This window comes from Desulfosarcina sp., from assembly GCF_033791525.1.
GTDB lineage: Bacteria > Desulfobacterota > Desulfobacteria > Desulfobacterales > Desulfosarcinaceae > Desulfosarcina.
In genome coordinates, this window is sequence record NZ_JASJGN010000195.1 from 1 (window position 1) to 14,601 (window position 14,601).

Annotated in this window: 15 protein-coding genes; 1 reads left to right on the forward strand and 14 read right to left on the reverse strand. The window is 56.7% G+C overall.

What is annotated here, in order from left to right:
* Positions 1-253 precede the first annotated feature (253 nt).
* From QNK41_RS09625 to QNK41_RS09640, 4 genes are read right to left on the reverse strand one after another with little or no spacing between them, the layout of a single operon-like run.
* Entirely contained in the window at positions 254-388 is a 135-nt protein-coding gene (locus tag QNK41_RS09625; RefSeq protein WP_319256153.1) for a hypothetical protein, read from the reverse strand.
* The gene (locus QNK41_RS09630; RefSeq protein ID WP_319256155.1) at positions 372-929 is read right to left on the reverse strand and encodes an alpha/beta hydrolase-fold protein; all 558 of its coding nucleotides are present in this window, start codon (positions 927-929) and stop codon (positions 372-374) included. The genes QNK41_RS09625 and QNK41_RS09630 overlap by 17 nt, the downstream gene beginning before the upstream one ends.
* Before the next feature lie 9 nt (positions 930-938).
* Positions 939-2,099, reverse strand: a complete 1,161-nt coding sequence (locus QNK41_RS09635; RefSeq protein ID WP_319256157.1) for an ATP-grasp domain-containing protein — start codon at positions 2,097-2,099, stop codon at positions 939-941.
* Positions 2,096-3,271 carry a hypothetical protein gene (locus QNK41_RS09640; RefSeq protein ID WP_319256159.1) on the reverse strand — a complete coding sequence of 392 codons (1,176 nt, stop codon included), beginning with the start codon at positions 3,269-3,271 and terminating at the stop codon, positions 2,096-2,098. The genes QNK41_RS09635 and QNK41_RS09640 overlap by 4 nt, the downstream gene beginning before the upstream one ends.
* 551 nt (positions 3,272-3,822) lie before the next feature.
* Here QNK41_RS09640 and QNK41_RS09645 point away from each other — a divergent pair.
* Entirely contained in the window at positions 3,823-4,884 is a 1,062-nt protein-coding gene (locus QNK41_RS09645; protein WP_319256161.1) for a 3-oxoacyl-ACP synthase III family protein, read from the forward strand.
* Positions 4,885-4,976: 92 nt separating this feature from the next.
* Here the strand turns inward: QNK41_RS09645 and QNK41_RS09650 are convergent, their stop codons facing one another.
* The 10 genes from QNK41_RS09650 to eutB form a co-directional block, all read right to left on the reverse strand.
* Entirely contained in the window at positions 4,977-6,803 is a 1,827-nt protein-coding gene (locus tag QNK41_RS09650; RefSeq protein ID WP_319256163.1) for a C1 family peptidase, read from the reverse strand.
* A 165-nt stretch (positions 6,804-6,968) separates the two neighbouring features.
* Positions 6,969-7,376 (reverse strand): hypothetical protein, encoded by a 408-nt coding sequence (locus QNK41_RS09655; protein WP_319256165.1) that lies wholly within the window; start codon positions 7,374-7,376, stop codon positions 6,969-6,971.
* Positions 7,377-7,438: 62 nt separating this feature from the next.
* A complete protein-coding gene (locus QNK41_RS09660; protein WP_319256167.1) occupies positions 7,439-8,065 on the reverse strand; it encodes a hypothetical protein in 627 nt (208 codons plus the stop codon).
* A gap of 19 nt (positions 8,066-8,084) precedes the next feature.
* On the reverse strand, positions 8,085-9,011 hold the full coding sequence (gene eutJ, locus QNK41_RS09665) for an ethanolamine utilization protein EutJ (protein ID WP_319256169.1): 927 nt from the start codon (positions 9,009-9,011) through the stop codon (positions 8,085-8,087).
* 57 nt (positions 9,012-9,068) lie between these two features.
* Positions 9,069-9,626 carry a hypothetical protein gene (locus tag QNK41_RS09670; protein ID WP_319256171.1) on the reverse strand — a complete coding sequence of 186 codons (558 nt, stop codon included), beginning with the start codon at positions 9,624-9,626 and terminating at the stop codon, positions 9,069-9,071.
* Between the two features lie 160 nt (positions 9,627-9,786).
* Positions 9,787-10,089, reverse strand: coding sequence for an ethanolamine utilization microcompartment protein EutM (gene eutM / locus QNK41_RS09675; RefSeq protein ID WP_319256181.1), 303 nt, complete (start codon positions 10,087-10,089; stop codon positions 9,787-9,789).
* Positions 10,090-10,151: 62 nt separating this feature from the next.
* The gene (locus QNK41_RS09680; RefSeq protein ID WP_319256173.1) at positions 10,152-11,630 is read right to left on the reverse strand and encodes an aldehyde dehydrogenase family protein; all 1,479 of its coding nucleotides are present in this window, start codon (positions 11,628-11,630) and stop codon (positions 10,152-10,154) included.
* A 28-nt stretch (positions 11,631-11,658) separates the two neighbouring features.
* Positions 11,659-12,315: an ethanolamine utilization microcompartment protein EutL gene (eutL, locus tag QNK41_RS09685; RefSeq protein WP_319256175.1), complete on the reverse strand. Its 657-nt coding sequence runs from the start codon at positions 12,313-12,315 to the stop codon at positions 11,659-11,661.
* A 208-nt stretch (positions 12,316-12,523) separates the two neighbouring features.
* Positions 12,524-13,408 carry an ethanolamine ammonia-lyase subunit EutC gene (eutC, locus tag QNK41_RS09690; protein ID WP_319256177.1) on the reverse strand — a complete coding sequence of 295 codons (885 nt, stop codon included), beginning with the start codon at positions 13,406-13,408 and terminating at the stop codon, positions 12,524-12,526.
* 278 nt (positions 13,409-13,686) lie between these two features.
* A partial coding sequence (gene eutB / locus QNK41_RS09695) for an ethanolamine ammonia-lyase subunit EutB (protein WP_319256179.1) occupies positions 13,687-14,601 on the reverse strand: 915 nt, incomplete at its 5' end.

Consider the following 14,601-nt stretch of genomic DNA (forward strand, 5'->3'; position numbering starts at 1 on the left):
TGCCCCTATGCATCGGCATTCAGCGAAGGTTTTACCCGTAGAGTTGACCCAGAAAAGAGTTAGTGCCCATCCAGAAACGGTTATCTTGCCCAATATCTGCGTTATGTTCAAAATTTTATCCTCGGAATATCAACCATATACTTGCGGTAAAATTTTTCGCATGCCTTGATCTTGACCAAAATTCCTCATTTCTGGACGGACACTAGTTCATCTGCTTATACCACCATGGCCAGTCGTGGTTGACATCGTGGCCTCAGTAGTCGATCCAGGCATCAATTCCCTTGTCCCTGAAAATATGGTCCAGAGCACGGGTATCTTCAAGGGCCTCATCTTCCCAGGGGCCCTGGCCCACAGATATGATGATCGACCGCTCACGATAGCGATCCACATACCTGGGGATCCGAGAGTTCCGACAGGTAGTTCACCGGTGAGTTGTAGTAGACGGACGCCATGTCATCGGCAGCGTTGCCGAATTCCTGGCGGTCCAGCCGGTATAGGCCGCTCAGGGCGATGGCACCGGTAAACAGGTCCGGATGCCGGAGAAAGAAATTGACGGCATGATAGGCGCCCATGCTGCATCCGTTGGTCATTATCATCAGGTGGTCATCGTTGCAGTGGATGCGCACGAATGGGACCACTTCCGCAGTGACGTACTGGTCATATTGCTCATGGCGGGAATTCCGTTCGGCCGGCGGCACCGAAAAATCGTACCAGGAGTGTGCGTCTATACTGTCCACGCAGAACAGCTTGATGCGGCCGCCGTCGATGAACGGGGCGATGGCGGCCACCATGCCCATGCCTTCATAGTCGAAATAGCGTCCACGGGAACTGGGAAAGACAATAAATGGCTGTCCATAGTGCCCGTAGATCTTTACCACCATATCGCGTTCGAGGTGGGGGCTGTGCCAGTGGTGTTGTTCGATATGCATGGGCCTTCCTCATTCAGTGGCGTGGATATAGCGGACGATCTCTTCGATCTGCTCCAGGTCCGGGGAGCGGAAAATGTAGCCGAAGTCCCCCAGGGCGCTGCTGAAAACCCCCGGTACGCTGGCTGCCTGGACCATGAATGTGCCGAACCGGGCCATTATCGCCTCATGGCTGTTGGCGTAGGCGTACCGGTTTTTGCGGCTAGCGTAGCAGCAGTGATATTTGCGTTGGTATGTCAGCGGGGTCAGCTTCTTCATCATTACCTGTGCCCATAGGCGATAAACGTCGATATCGCAGGCAAAATTGAACATATCCGTGGTGAATCCTCCCGGCGGACGCATGTTGACTTCCAGGGCCACATATTTACCCGGGTCGGTTTCGAAAAACTCGATATGGAAGAAACGCTCCCGCACGTCGAAGGCCTTTACGCACTGACGCCCCACCTTCTCTAAGGCCTTTGGTATATCGCGCAGGGAGGTGTAGTGGATGTGCCGGGCCTGGTTCACGGTTTCCATGATGCCCTGGCTGAACCGGTGTCCGGTATAAAACACCAGGTCGCCGTTGGCATCGGCCAGGCCGTCGAAAGAGACAATGGTGCCTTGGACGAAGGCCTCCATGATGATGTCCAGTTCCGGCCTGGCGGAAAAGAATTCATCCAGATCCGCATCGCTGTCCAGACGGTAAGTGTCCTGCGCCCCGACCCCGGCATCCGGTTTGGCTACCACCGGATATCCGATTATTTTGATCAGTCCGCGGGCCTCTTGACGGGTGGAGACCACCCGGCCGGCTGCCACTGGGATCCCGGCGGACTGAAAGCGCCCTTTCATCAGAGATTTGCGTTTGATGACGTCGATGTCGCGGCCCCGCACACCGGTGATGTTAAAATCGTCGCGGATGCGCGCTTCGGTGGCCAGCCAGTATTCGTTTAGAGATTCAAATCGATCGATTTTGCCGTAACGATGGGTGTAGTACCCGCAGGCGCGAACCAGCTGGTCGTAGTCGTGCATGTCCGTCATCCGGTAGTACTCGGTGAGCGCGTCTTTCACCACCGGGTCCAGCTCTTCACTGGTCGCGTCGCCGATGCCCAGCACGTTGGCACCCAGCTGCTTCAGGTTTTTGCAGAATTGATGGTAGTGGTGCGGAAAATGGGGGGACAGATAGACTACATTCATATTGAATCCTTTGTTCGCTGAATATCTCCGGCCATCTTCAACAGCCGCTCCCGGTTTGGTGACCGGATGATGTAGCGATACCGGCTCATGGCTTCTTGAAAAATTTTCGGATTTTCGCCGAATTCGACAAGCGCATCCCCCAGGCGCTGCCGCAGCTGGCTGTGGGTGAAGCGGTAATCCCGGTTCCGGCGGCCCACGTATGCGCAGTAAAATCTTTTTTTGGCTGCCACGGTCACCCGCTCCTGTAAGGTGATCATGCGGGCATAGGCGGCATAAAGGTCATCATCGACGCTGTAGTTCATCATGTCAAGAATGGCCCCGCCGGGCGGGCGGCAATTGATTTCGATGGGCATGTATGTGCCGTCTACGAAAAAGAACTCGAAGTGGAAAAATTTGCGATGGATGTCGAAACTTTTCACCAACTGCCGGCCGACCTTCACCAGCGGCTCAGGGATGCGGCGTTCCACATAAAAAAAGGTGTCCTTTCCGTGAACATAGTCCAGCACGCCGTCCCCGTAAGTCAGGGAGTTTTCGAACAGCAACCTGCCGTCACAGTCCACCAGCCCGTCGTAGCTGACGATGGGGGCATCCACAAATGCCTCCATGAAATACTCCGGGCCCAGTGCGGGCAGCAAATTTTCGAGCTGGGCCGGATCGGTCACCTTGTGGATACGGCCGGCACCCACCCCTTCGTCGGGCTTCAAGATCAGCGGGAAACCGATTTCCCCGGCCAATTCGAGTCCGTGAGCCGCGTCTTTCAATCGTTCCCCTCTGGCGGTGGTCAGGCCGCAGGCCGTGAACTGCCGCTTCATGGCCGACTTTTTTTTCAGTCGATCCAAATCCTCGGGGCGGATTCCCGGGATGTTCAGAATCCGGTTGATATGGGCCTCCAGGCCCAGCCAGATTTCGTTGTGGGACTCCACCACATCAAAACGATTTGGCGAACCCATGGCTGCTTTGGCGTAGAGGAGTTCCTCCAGTGCCCGTTCCACCGTTTCAGTTGAAGTCAGATCGGCTCGTACGTAATATCGAATGGCGTTTCGGAGGCGCTCCGGCATGTCGTAGAAATCGGACTCACCCAGTGCCCACACATTGGCCCCTTGCTTGTCCAATTGTAAAATGAAATTGGCGAAGTTGGGAGGAAATTCCGGGGACAGGTAGAGAAATTCCATAATTGCCTCGTACGGTTTTGGATGCCTATTTTGTTTTCATTAAAGAAATAATGAACATGATAAGGCGGCCTGGCAAGCAAAAAAGCGATACTGCACGGGTCTTTTTACATGGTACCGGACCGACCGGATCGGCATAATATGGTTTGGCGTAAAATGTTGATGAAATCGTAAACATCGAAGATCCTTATTCGGTGTCATCCCCGCGTGGTTATTCTCAGGTTTTATTGACATCGTTTTGCTGTTTGGGTTACCTTTTAAATACTTGAACATTAATCCATTTTCCTTTAACCCAAACTGAGCGTTTTAAATTTTTTCGGATGATAGATGGTGTTCATTTAATTGAATAATTCCGTAAACGATCCTGAAAAATGTGAAACCCGTTGGGATTGACGATCTTTATCCGCCTCAGGAGGATCACCACATCTACGGCGTCAGATGCCTTCCCGCATAGGCGACTATAGCGGAAAGGCATCTTCCTTGTATCTGCGCCAAGCTCGACAATCGCAGTTTAGGTTTTATTAACCCGCCAATAAAAACGAGACGGGGGGAAAATGCCCAATTCGAAAATCATATCCACCGGATGCTTTATCCCATCCGAGATCATACCCAATACCCACTTTCTTAAAAACGAGTTTTTCGGGTCGGACGGGGTGCGGCTGGAAAAGCCCAATCCGGAGATCATTGAGAAACTTTACAGCATCACCGGCATCCGGGAGCGGCGCTATGTCAGCGACGCGCTGACCACTACCGACATCGCCTACGAGGCGTCCGTCCAGGCGCTGGAAGGCATCGACAGGGAGAGCCTGGATTACATTATCGTGGCTCAGAACTTCGGTGACGTCCGCTGCGGCAACCTGCGTACCGACATGGTGCCCACCATCGCCTCGCGGGTCAAACACCGGCTTAAAATCGAAAACCCCTATACCGTGGCCTACGACATCCCCTTCGGCTGTCCCGGCTGGCTCCAGGGCATGATCATGGCCGACTACTACATCCGTTCGGGAGATGCCCGACGGGTGCTGGTGGTCGGGGCCGAAATCCTCTCGCGGGTCTCGGATCCTCACGATGTGGACTGCATGATCTTTGCCGATGGCGCGGGAGCCGCCGTTTTGGAAGCCTCGAACGATAAAGGGGGCATCCTGTCCCACATCACCCGGACCGACACGCTTGAAAAGGTCTGGATGCTGCGGTTGGGCAAATCCTACCACCCGGATCGAAAGGGCGATGAGCTGTTCATCAAAATGGATGGGCACGACATATACAGGTATGCCCTTAAAACCGTTCCCCTTGTGGTGAAGCAGTCCCTGGACAAGGCCGGGCTGATGCTTGGGGAAGTCAGCAAGATCCTGATGCACCAGGCCAACGCCAAAATGGACGAAGCCATCCTCAAACGGCTGTTTCAGCTCTGCGGCGTCGAACCTGTCCCCGAAGGCGTCATGCCCATGATCATCGATTGGGCCGGCAACAGCTCCGTGGCCACCGTTCCCACCCTGTTGGACCTGCTCCTGAAAGAGAAGCTGGAGGGCCATCGACTGGATTCAGGGGAGGTGGTCGTCTTCGCTTCCGTGGGTGCGGGGATGAACATCAACGCCATGGTTTACCGCATGCCGTAAACCTGCTTCATGATGGCCATGTTTCGGACTTTTCCTTACCCCTGGATGCGGCAGCGGTGGAAATGGATTCGCACCACCACCTCTGGATCCGGCTAATACTTGAGGGATTCGGTTGTGAACGGCTTTTTGGGCTTGGTCTTCAGTACGCGGCCCAGAATGTGGTTCATGGTTGCCGGATCATTGTCAAAACCCCCATGGCTGATGCTGGCCGTAGGAACCACGACACCCTCAGGCGGCTCACCCCGGCTGACAAAAACGGATTTGGCGGGCAGGTCCGTCGCATGGCCGGCATACTGCATCATTCCCAGTATGGGTTTGGGCCGCTTTTCTTCCTCAAACGCATGGGAGACCAGATAAAGCAGTGATTTACGGTAGATCCCACCCACCTGGTCGTCCAGTTCCAGCGCCTCGCTGAGATTATAGACACCGAAGTCGTCTATCCCGAAGCCGGATCCGTTGAGCAGCGGTGCAAAATGGGTCTGGTAGAGCTCCAGTGTTGCAGCCGGAGCCATCAGCGAGCAAGAGGCCACCCGAAAGGGGGCTTTGGCCCGTTTCAGTTCCCTGAGCAGCCAGGCCATCAGAATGGCTCCGGTGCTGTGGCCAACCACGTGCAATTGGCGGGGATAAGTCGTTTTCTTGATGACATCGATAAAGGCTTTGGCCACCTTGCGGCCGTCGCCCCCGGCACCAAACGGTTTTTTCGCCCCGAATTTCATCTCCCGCCACAGGGCCCGTCCGGGAACGCGGGTGGCTTTCTCGATGAGCCAGTCGGACACATCCGTGATGCCTTCGGCCCGATCCACGGTTTCGGTTTTGCGGCGAAGCACCACATCCTTGATCTCTTCCAGCAGGCCCGTATCGTACATGAAATGATAGGGATAGATGCCGTTTTCCTTGAAGGTGTCCTTCATGGCGGCGATGCGCCGTGCAGCGGCACCGGTGCTGTTGAGCCCCCCGTGGGCGTAAAGCAGAATGTGCGCGTAGCGATCGATCTTCTTGAGATGCCCGGTGGTTTCCAGGGTGTCTGCCAGCGTAGATGCGTATTTGCCGGTGGTGTTAAACCGACCGTCATCCAGATGAACAAAATGCCCGGCGATTTGGGATCGGGTTGGATCCTTGCCGAACAGGGCATCTTTTTTCGGGGTGAGACCGATCCTGGCGACTCCCGGGAAAATAGACGGTGTGGGGCAGGCCAGGGTGACGACCCATGCATCCTGAACGTGGTGCTGCCAGTCCTCATAGCCCCATAATGCCAGCCCGTGATCGCCCCAGGTGTCTCCCCAGGAGTTCTGTACCCAGAACCCCTCTTTGTTATAGCCCACCACCGCAAAGGCATGACCGCCGATGATTGGGCCCTTAGGCTGGATTCGCCCCTTTTTCGGCGCCTGCCACCCCTTGTGCACACGGGCGGATACGTAGAGGGCCCCTGCTTCGTTGAGCGCATAGTGATAATCCACAATATGGGGTCGCAGGCGATAGTAGGCACCGACCGTTGTTTCCCGCGCTTTCTTGGCGCGGGCAGGTGACAGGTGGTCCGGTTTTTTGGAGGAATATGCCCAGTTCTTCTCCAGGCACACACCGTTGTGATACCACCCCCGAATGGCCCCCCGGCAGCTGGATCCCGAGTAGTCCTCCCCTTCCCATTCATCGAACCGTTTGGCCATCTCGTAAAGCATTCGGGGACTGGCACCGCTTTGGGCATCGGGCGGACATTTCAGGTAGTTGATCACGGCTGCCAGGCCAAAGCCGGTGCAGGCGCCTTCCTGTCCCTGATTCCGGATAATCAATCCCTCGGGCGGATCGATCTGTCGCTTCAGGGGAATCAGCGCGGGGTCGTAATATCGATCCCGAATGTCCGGCACGTCCGGCACGGCGTTGAGCTGATAGTCACCCATCCGTTTGAAGATTTGGTTTGACATGGTCTCCTCCCATTTTTCCCATTGTCGGTTAGCAGGGGGCTGAAAACACTATTGTTTCGGTTGACTTGTGCGGGCTGGTTTTTCTGAAGCGATCGGCGTAACCCTTAAATGGGTTGTGGCTCAGAAACTCGGTGTTCGATGGGCCATGCGTCACCTACGCAACGCCTATTTTTTGAATTGAGACATCACCTGGGGGATAATTTTGTCCAGCAATTCATTGTATTTGTCGGTGCCCAACCGGGCCACGACCGCCGTTTTGATCTTCATGACCCGTTCGGTGGGGGCGGCACCAATGGTTGCCTGGGACCCGGCGGGCGGCCCCGATGGTGCAGCGGTCGGGTTCAACCCTGCGCCGGGGGGCGGGTTCGCTGTCCCGGTGGCAACGGCCATGCGGGGCAGCCCCGGCCCCTGGTGGCCATCGTTGGTTGGTTCAACCGGGTTCAGGTGCATGCCCAGAGCAATGGCTTTTTCACGGGCCACGTCGGTCAGCACCACGTCATCGTGGGTTTCAATGTCGACCACGCCGGCCGCATGCATATCTTCAATGTCCCGCACGGTGTAGAATTGTTTCATGCTTTGCTCCCTATGAAATCGCCGGCAATTTAACTTTCCAGACGATAAACGAGGCTGCTTGCCTATCCTTTTCGTCCCTGAATACCTTCGATGGCGGCAATGGCGGCCATTTTGGCAGTGACCATCTCGGACTCGGTGCCGCACATCCACATGCGGCCGAAACGGCCGACGGATGTGATGTGAATCAATTTTATGTTGGCCCGCTTCTCCGCCTCGTTGGCGGCGATGTTGATATAGGCCGCCGGAGCCACCTCGAGCACCAGCAGGGTTTCGCCGGCCACGAGCATACTGCCCCTTCGGAAACGGTTGAGCAGTTGTGCCTGGTAGGGATCCACATTGGTAATGAGTTGAACCGACGCCACAAACGGTTTCACCCGTCCGGTTTCTTCCAGTTCCAGCCGAGCCAGCACCATGGCGCCGGCCTCGATCACGGCCTGCTGGGAGTGGGAGTGGATTTCGAACATACCGAATTCCCGCTCCACGACCTGGGCGCCGGGACGGGCTTCGGTCGCCTTGACAGCGATGTCCACCAGGCGGAAGACCTCGTTGCCGGGGGCCACTTCGATATACAAAGAGGCCATGCCTTCCACCATCAGGTCACCCTGGGTGACGGTGCCCACAAAGGAGGCGTATTGGGGTTGGGTTCGGTCCAGGTAACAATAAACGCGCAATTGAAATTCATCGGCCATAATTAACCTCTTCTTATTCTCAAATATTATACATCGCTGTGCCGAGTGGCGTCACAAACAGGGGGAAGCCGGGGATGACCGTCCGGATACCGGTCACTTCTTCGACCACCTTGTCGATGCCGGGAAAACAGGCTGTGCCGCCAACCAGATAAATGGTCTCCACCGCATACGCCGCCACGTGCCGGGCCACGATGGTTCCGACCTTCTCCATTACTGGCCTCACCATCGGAAAGAGCCGCTGGTAATTGTCGGCCATTTTCTTGATTTTCTCCGCTTCTTCGAATTCAATTCCAAGGGCTCCGGCAACGACCAGGGACAAGTGCGTGCCACCGGTCGGCTCATCGGCCGTGTATACAACCTTGCCTTCCCGGAAGATGGCAATGCCCGTAGTTCCACCGCCGACATCGACTACCGCACCGTTTTTGACTTGCAGCACGGCATTGGCTGCGGTGGGTTCGTCAATGGTCTGCTCGCACTCGAAACCGGCCGCCCGGACAACGTGCTGGGTGGCCATGACCTCGTTGGGTGAGACTCCCGGTGGGAAGGTGGTCGCCGCCGAGGTCAGATCGAAGCCAATCCGCTTTTCGACGTTGCGCTTCAATTCCTGAAGCAGGCTGATCGCGCCGTGAAAATCGACCACCAGCCCATCGCGGACAATTTGAGCAAAGCGATACTCGCCTGCCAGCGGCTGAAGGTGCTCATCGAGCACGACCAGCACCGTGTATGCCGTACCCAGGTCAACGCCGACGTGGACCCGGGGTGCCGGTCCATCCCGGAAAAGGGCATCTTCCGCCGCATTCGGATGGGACGGAGGATCGTTATCCTTCTGGCGGACGTCTTGCAGCGATGCGGTCGGGGGCTGAGCGCGATCACCCGTCGGTTGAATAGGGTCGCCTTGCATGACCGCATAGGCGTTGGCTAAAAATGTGTCGAGTGTCGGATTCAAGCCGTTTGCTCCAAAGCGCCTGCTTTCCTGCAGGCGGGTTTATCCGCTGTCAATGGATTATTGCGTCTCCCAGTCGGCCGGGAAAGTAACATAAAAGACCCGGGCAAAGCTAGGGGAACCAAAAAAAATGCTGCTGCCCCTGGGAATGTGAATCACATCACCCGGGTTGCCGAGCACAACCTGGCTGCCCATACGAATTTCCAGTTGACCGTCAATGACGAAGTCGATCTCGTCATAATCCAGGGACCACGGAAAAGAACCCTTTTCCCAGGTCATGAACCCGGCTGCCATGGGAGAGCCGTGGGCACCGGTGATCACGTCTGCGAGCTGGATGTTCATCTCCGGCCGGCCAACGTCAACGGCAAACGGTTTCAGGCGAACTGAATCGGCTTTAACCAGCGTTATGGGGCTCCCGGAGCGGGCGTGCTTGCTAATCAGCGGCGGCAACGACTGACCGTCCAACAGGTCTCCTTCACGGTGGATCCGCATCCCCAGGCTTCTGGCGACGTCCATGGCTTCGGATGTGATTCGGTCATCCGGAGCCAGCAGTAAATACTGACAGCCTTCCGCTTTGGCAAGGCTTCGGATATCGGCCGCCGTGAAAAATTGGCCCATACTGGTGTCCCCTATTGCCTGTATTTATGCCAGTTCGTATTCAAGCGCTATCTGCATTGTGGCTGCGTGGGAGGTTCTTTGAAATACGCCATGCGACTGTCTACGTGGCCTCCTTGCCGCCTTTGCATCATCTTGAATGCAAATTGGGATCTAAGACGCGTTAGGCCTTTCTTCCAAAGCCGCCTTTGGTTTCCTTGGGCAGGATGATCTCCACATCGCTGTGGGGACGCGGGATCACGTGAACAGAGACCAGTTCGCCCACGCGCTTGGCAGCCGCCGCACCGGCGTCGGTGGCCGCTTTGACCGCCCCCACGTCGCCGCGTACCATAACGGTGACGAATCCGCCCCCGATGTACTCGCTGCCGATGAGATGAACGTTTGCAGCCTTGACCATGGCGTCCGCTGCCTCAATGGCGCCGACCAGACCTTTGCTTTCGACCATTCCCAGAGCAATCATTTGAATGTCAACCATCGTGAGCGTCTCCTTTTGTTTTGTGGCGTTGGTTATATTTTTTTTAGTCATGTCTACTCTCCATGCCGGACCAATTCCTCAATCACCGCCCGGACAATGGCCGTTAATTCAGCCGGATCCAGATCATTCGCAGCGGATTGAACCGGCGCTGCGCCAACCATTGCCAGGGCCGGTGGGGATTTTATCTGGTAAGCTAGCCGTTTGACGTTGAGCAGGTGGGTGGTGGTAATGTTATCGCCGCTGATGGCGCCGCCGATTCCTCCCGATCCCAGGGTCAAGGCAGGCATCAGCCCGGTGGTCACCCCCACCGATCCCAGAGTTCCCATGGTGTTCACCAGAAGGCGAAACACCGGTTTTTTGAGACCGAATTCCATGACCACACCTTCATCGGCGGCATGGATGACCAGGCTATGCCCCCGCCCCCCGAAGCGGATCATTTCCATGCTGCGTTCACAGCCCGCCTGCCAACCATCGACTTCGTACCAGCCCAGCACCGTGGTTAGTTTTTCACCGGAGAGCGGTTCGTCAACGCCCACCCGGCTTAAAGGGGCGACTAGAATGCGGGCGCCTTCGGGGATGCGGATATCTGCCATTCGAGCCAGCGATTGGGGCGTCTGGCCCACACTTTTAGGATTGATGGCGCCATTGGCAAAGAACAGCAAGCGGCTCAGCGCCGCAGCCTGGGTCGCATTTACGAAATAGGCGCCCAGGCGCTCCATTTCGGCGCGCAAGTCAGCCGCAATGGGGCGGTCTGCCACCACGGCCTGTTCTGTGGCGCAAATCACCGAATTGTCAAAGGATTTGCTGGACACGATCATGGTCGCCGCTGTTTTGATGTCGGCGCTGCGATCGACGTAGCAGGGTACGTTGCCGGGACCGACGCCATAGGCCGGCTTGCCCATGCTGTGGGCCGCCCGAACCATGTCTGAACCACCCGTAGCCAGGATAACGGCGGTTTTTTCGTGCCGCATCAACTCCTGGGTGCCGGGGAGAGTAATTTTTGACATGCAACTCACCAGGCCCGACGGCATACCCGCCGCCTCGCCGGCGTCCACCATCACCCGTGTGGCCTCCAGGCAACATCGCCAGGACGACGGATGCGGGGCGTTGACGATGCCGTTGCGGGCTTTTATCGCAATCAGGGTGTTATGGATGTGGGTGGACGTGGGGTTGGTGCTTGGGCTCAGCGCCGCCACCACCCCCATGGGCCAGCCGATTTCGACAATGCCTTTGGCCTTGTCCTCACGGATCACGCCGACTGTTTTGATATCTTTGATGGATTCCCATACACCCCGGCTGGCCAGTTGGTTTTTCAGCGTCTTGTGCCGGGGTACGCCAAAGCTGGTCTCTTCGGTCGCCATGCGTCCCAACCGCTCCGCCGCCTGATAGGCCGCATCGGCCATAGCCTGGCAGATCCGATCGACCTGTTCCTGGCTGAAATCGATAAATTTTTCCTGCGCCGCAAAACTGCCTTCGATCAGCCTGCGTGCTTCCTGGATCGATCTCAGGTCTTTATCGAATCCTTCAGTCATTCCTTCTCCTTGCTATTTACCTGAACATCTACAGCCCAATCGGGTTGTTGGCGACATCTATCACTGCATCGCGGAACGCCTCGCAGGCGGCTTTGCAGGCGCTCTGACTGCCGGTCAGCAATCCACCGGAAAAGTTGGTTTCCGATGGCGGTTCGAACCAGACCTTCATTTCCACATCGGCGGCTTTCAGGGCCGCGTCAAGACCGACGGTTGCCTCCAAGGGGCAGGCGATCAGATAGCTCAATGACTCTCCCATGGGAACTCCGGCTAACTGGGACAGATAGGAGCCGGTGCGGGAGATCGTGTGGGCGAAAAACGCATTGGCCCCTGTTTCATCGGCGGCGTAAAACCAGGCTTCGTTTTCAGCAAAGGTCTGGGTTGCGGTCAGGGCCGCACGCACCTCGGCCGGATCCGGTCCGGCGAAAATGGCGATGATCTCGCCGGACAGCGGACCGGAGGCATGGGCTGCACCGGCGTAGAACGATTTGGCATATACGACGTCCACGTCAGCCATTTTAGTGCCTTCGTCGATGGAAACGTACAGCGCGTCGTCGATGGTGCAGGTGATCAGCCCCAAACTGCGCTGGTCCGGACGCAGTTTCAATTTGTGCGCCAAGCCGCGGTCGACATTGGGGATAATCCTGGCCGACAATATCTGCGGTTTTATCGGATCCATGATGGCCATAAGGGTTTTCCCGCAATCAATGCTTCCGTTGATTCATTCAGTGTGTCTGTCCACAAGTGGTGGATCTTGGTTCCCCGCGTTGCGGGATCTGCGACACGCCAAGGCCGCAGAGACTTTGAGACCGGAGGCGTAGCACCGCTACGTCGAGGATCTCAAAGGATCGAGAACGCCGGCCTGGGCCAAGAGACGCTGTTTGTGGACGGACACGTTACACCAGTTTGAGTTCCACCCCGCTGGCCCGATCCCTGATCATTTTCTGGATGAGCTGGACGGCATGGGCGCCGGCCTCCAATGGGTTGAGTCCGCCCTCATAAATGTTGCAGATCGCGTCCCGGTTGGCGTCGGTCGAGTCCGGCCGGGGACGGAATCCCAAGTATATGCTCATGCTCTGGGCCCGGGCAAGGCCCGGTCGTTCTCCGATCAGAATGGCGCAAACTTTGGCGTCGACAATGTCGTTCACGTCGTTGAGCAGTCCGACCCGGGCGTTTTTAACGAAAAACGGGGTGCCCAGGGACAGCCCGGCGCTGTTCAGGCCCTGTTGAAGCACGGGCATGATCTGCCGCAGGTTGTGATCGATGGCCGCGCCGCTCAGCCCATCACCGACAAAAACCTGCACGTCGGGATTTTTGGTGCAGCGATCGCGCAAAACCGCCTTGGCCGCTTCGGTCAGCTTGCGGCCCAGGTCAGGCCGCTTCAGATAGGTCTGCCGGTCCGCAGCCATGCTCTCGACGGAAAAGAGTCCCAGTTCCTCCAACAGATCGGCGTCGACCTCGTGCATCAAGGCGTCCTGGGTGACGCCATGGTCAGCCAGAAACAGCAGATTGGCCGCCGTTCGCGGTCGCGGTCCGCTTCGGCCCACCCCGATGCGGGCGGGTGTGGCTGCCATCAGGGCACGCAGGCCATCCGGGTTGATCGGCCGTTCAATTCCGGGCCGTTGGCGGGCCGCCGGAAGGGTGGGGTCGTCCAAATCGATCTGCGGGCCATCTGAATCGGTCGCGCCGGTGGGTCGATCGGCATCACCCGATGCCCCTGTGGCGTTTTGGATCTCTGCCAATACGGCCTGTACGATGGTTTGGATGTCCGGTTCTTGCATTGTCTGTATCCTAACCCGGATAAACCGGAAACAACAAATCGTAAGCACCAAATCTCAAATAAATTTCAAATCACAATATCCAAATTTCAAACAAGGGAAAAAACCAGCTATGGTTTGCCATCATCGATAATTGCCATTGTTTCTGGCAATGTCTTTACCAAAAACCCTAATGCTTTAGCGAATTGGAATGTGTTTTCTTCAAGATCATAAGGTTTGGAATTTTGGTCATTGTTATTTATTTGTCATTTGGTTCTTGGCTATTGTGATTTAGGTGTAAATTATCTGCTCAGGAAAAATGACGGATCACCGGCCTTGTCGGTAAGCACGCCGTTTTTTATGAGACCCAGGTCCTCCATCCACGCTTCAAACTCAGGCAATGGACGCAATCCCAATGTTTGCCGCAGCGAGGGGGCGTCGTGAAAGCTGGTGCACTGGTAGGCCAGCATGGCATCGTCGCCCATGGGCACCCCCATGAAATAGTTGCAGCCGGCGGCAGTCAGCAGTACCGCCAGATTTTCAATGTCATTCTGGGTAGCACGGGCGTGGTTGGTATAGCAGGCGTCGCAGCCCATGGGGATGCCGGTCAGCTTGCCCATAAAGTGATCCTCCAGGCCGGCCCGGGTGATCTGAATGGCGTCGTACAAATATTCAGGACCGATAAACCCCACAACGGTGTTGACCTGATAAGGCTTCCATCGTTTGGCCAATCCGTAAATCCGGGCTTCCAGGGTGAGCTGATCCCAGCCGTTGTGGGCATCGGCCGAAAGCGCGGAGCCTTGACCCGACTCAAAGTACATGTAGTTGGGGCCTGTTGGCCAGCAGTATTTTTGGGCCAGTGCATAGGCTTCATCCAGCATGCCCACATCAATGCCGAAACTTTCGTTGCCCGATTGCGAACCGGACAGACTCTGGAACACCAGGCCGACCGGCGCCCCCTTTTTCATGGCCTGCATCTGGGTGGTGACGTGGGAAAGCAGGCAGTTCTGGGTGGGGATCTGCCAGGTACCGATGATGTCGTAGGTCATGTCGAGCAGCCGCGCCACACTGCTCAGACTGTCATCCACCGGGTTGATACCGATGACGCTGTCACCGGAACCATAGGAAAGGCCTTCGTAAATGGCCGCACGAATGCCTTCGGGGCTGTCTATTGGGTGGTTGGGCTGGCAGCGGCTGGCCAGTGTCCCGGGAAGGCC

Bases quoted from the DNA above. Each gene is read 5' to 3' on its own strand.
- eutL (WP_319256175.1), bottom strand. From the start codon at position 12,315: ATGGCCATCATGGATCCGATAAAACCGCAGATATTGTCGGCCAGGATT.
- QNK41_RS09640 (WP_319256159.1), bottom strand. From the start codon at position 3,271: ATGGAATTTCTCTACCTGTCCCCGGAATTTCCTCCCAACTTCGCCAAT.
- eutC (WP_319256177.1), bottom strand. From the start codon at position 13,408: ATGCAAGAACCGGACATCCAAACCATCGTACAGGCCGTATTGGCAGAG.
- QNK41_RS09645 (WP_319256161.1), top strand. From the start codon at position 3,823: ATGCCCAATTCGAAAATCATATCCACCGGATGCTTTATCCCATCCGAG.
- QNK41_RS09635 (WP_319256157.1), bottom strand. From the start codon at position 2,099: ATGAATGTAGTCTATCTGTCCCCCCATTTTCCGCACCACTACCATCAA.
- QNK41_RS09680 (WP_319256173.1), bottom strand. From the start codon at position 11,630: ATGACTGAAGGATTCGATAAAGACCTGAGATCGATCCAGGAAGCACGC.
- QNK41_RS09650 (WP_319256163.1), bottom strand. From the start codon at position 6,803: ATGTCAAACCAAATCTTCAAACGGATGGGTGACTATCAGCTCAACGCC.
- QNK41_RS09660 (WP_319256167.1), bottom strand. From the start codon at position 8,065: ATGGCCGATGAATTTCAATTGCGCGTTTATTGTTACCTGGACCGAACC.
- QNK41_RS09655 (WP_319256165.1), bottom strand. From the start codon at position 7,376: ATGAAACAATTCTACACCGTGCGGGACATTGAAGATATGCATGCGGCC.
- QNK41_RS09630 (WP_319256155.1), bottom strand. From the start codon at position 929: ATGCATATCGAACAACACCACTGGCACAGCCCCCACCTCGAACGCGAT.
- QNK41_RS09670 (WP_319256171.1), bottom strand. From the start codon at position 9,626: ATGGGCCAATTTTTCACGGCGGCCGATATCCGAAGCCTTGCCAAAGCG.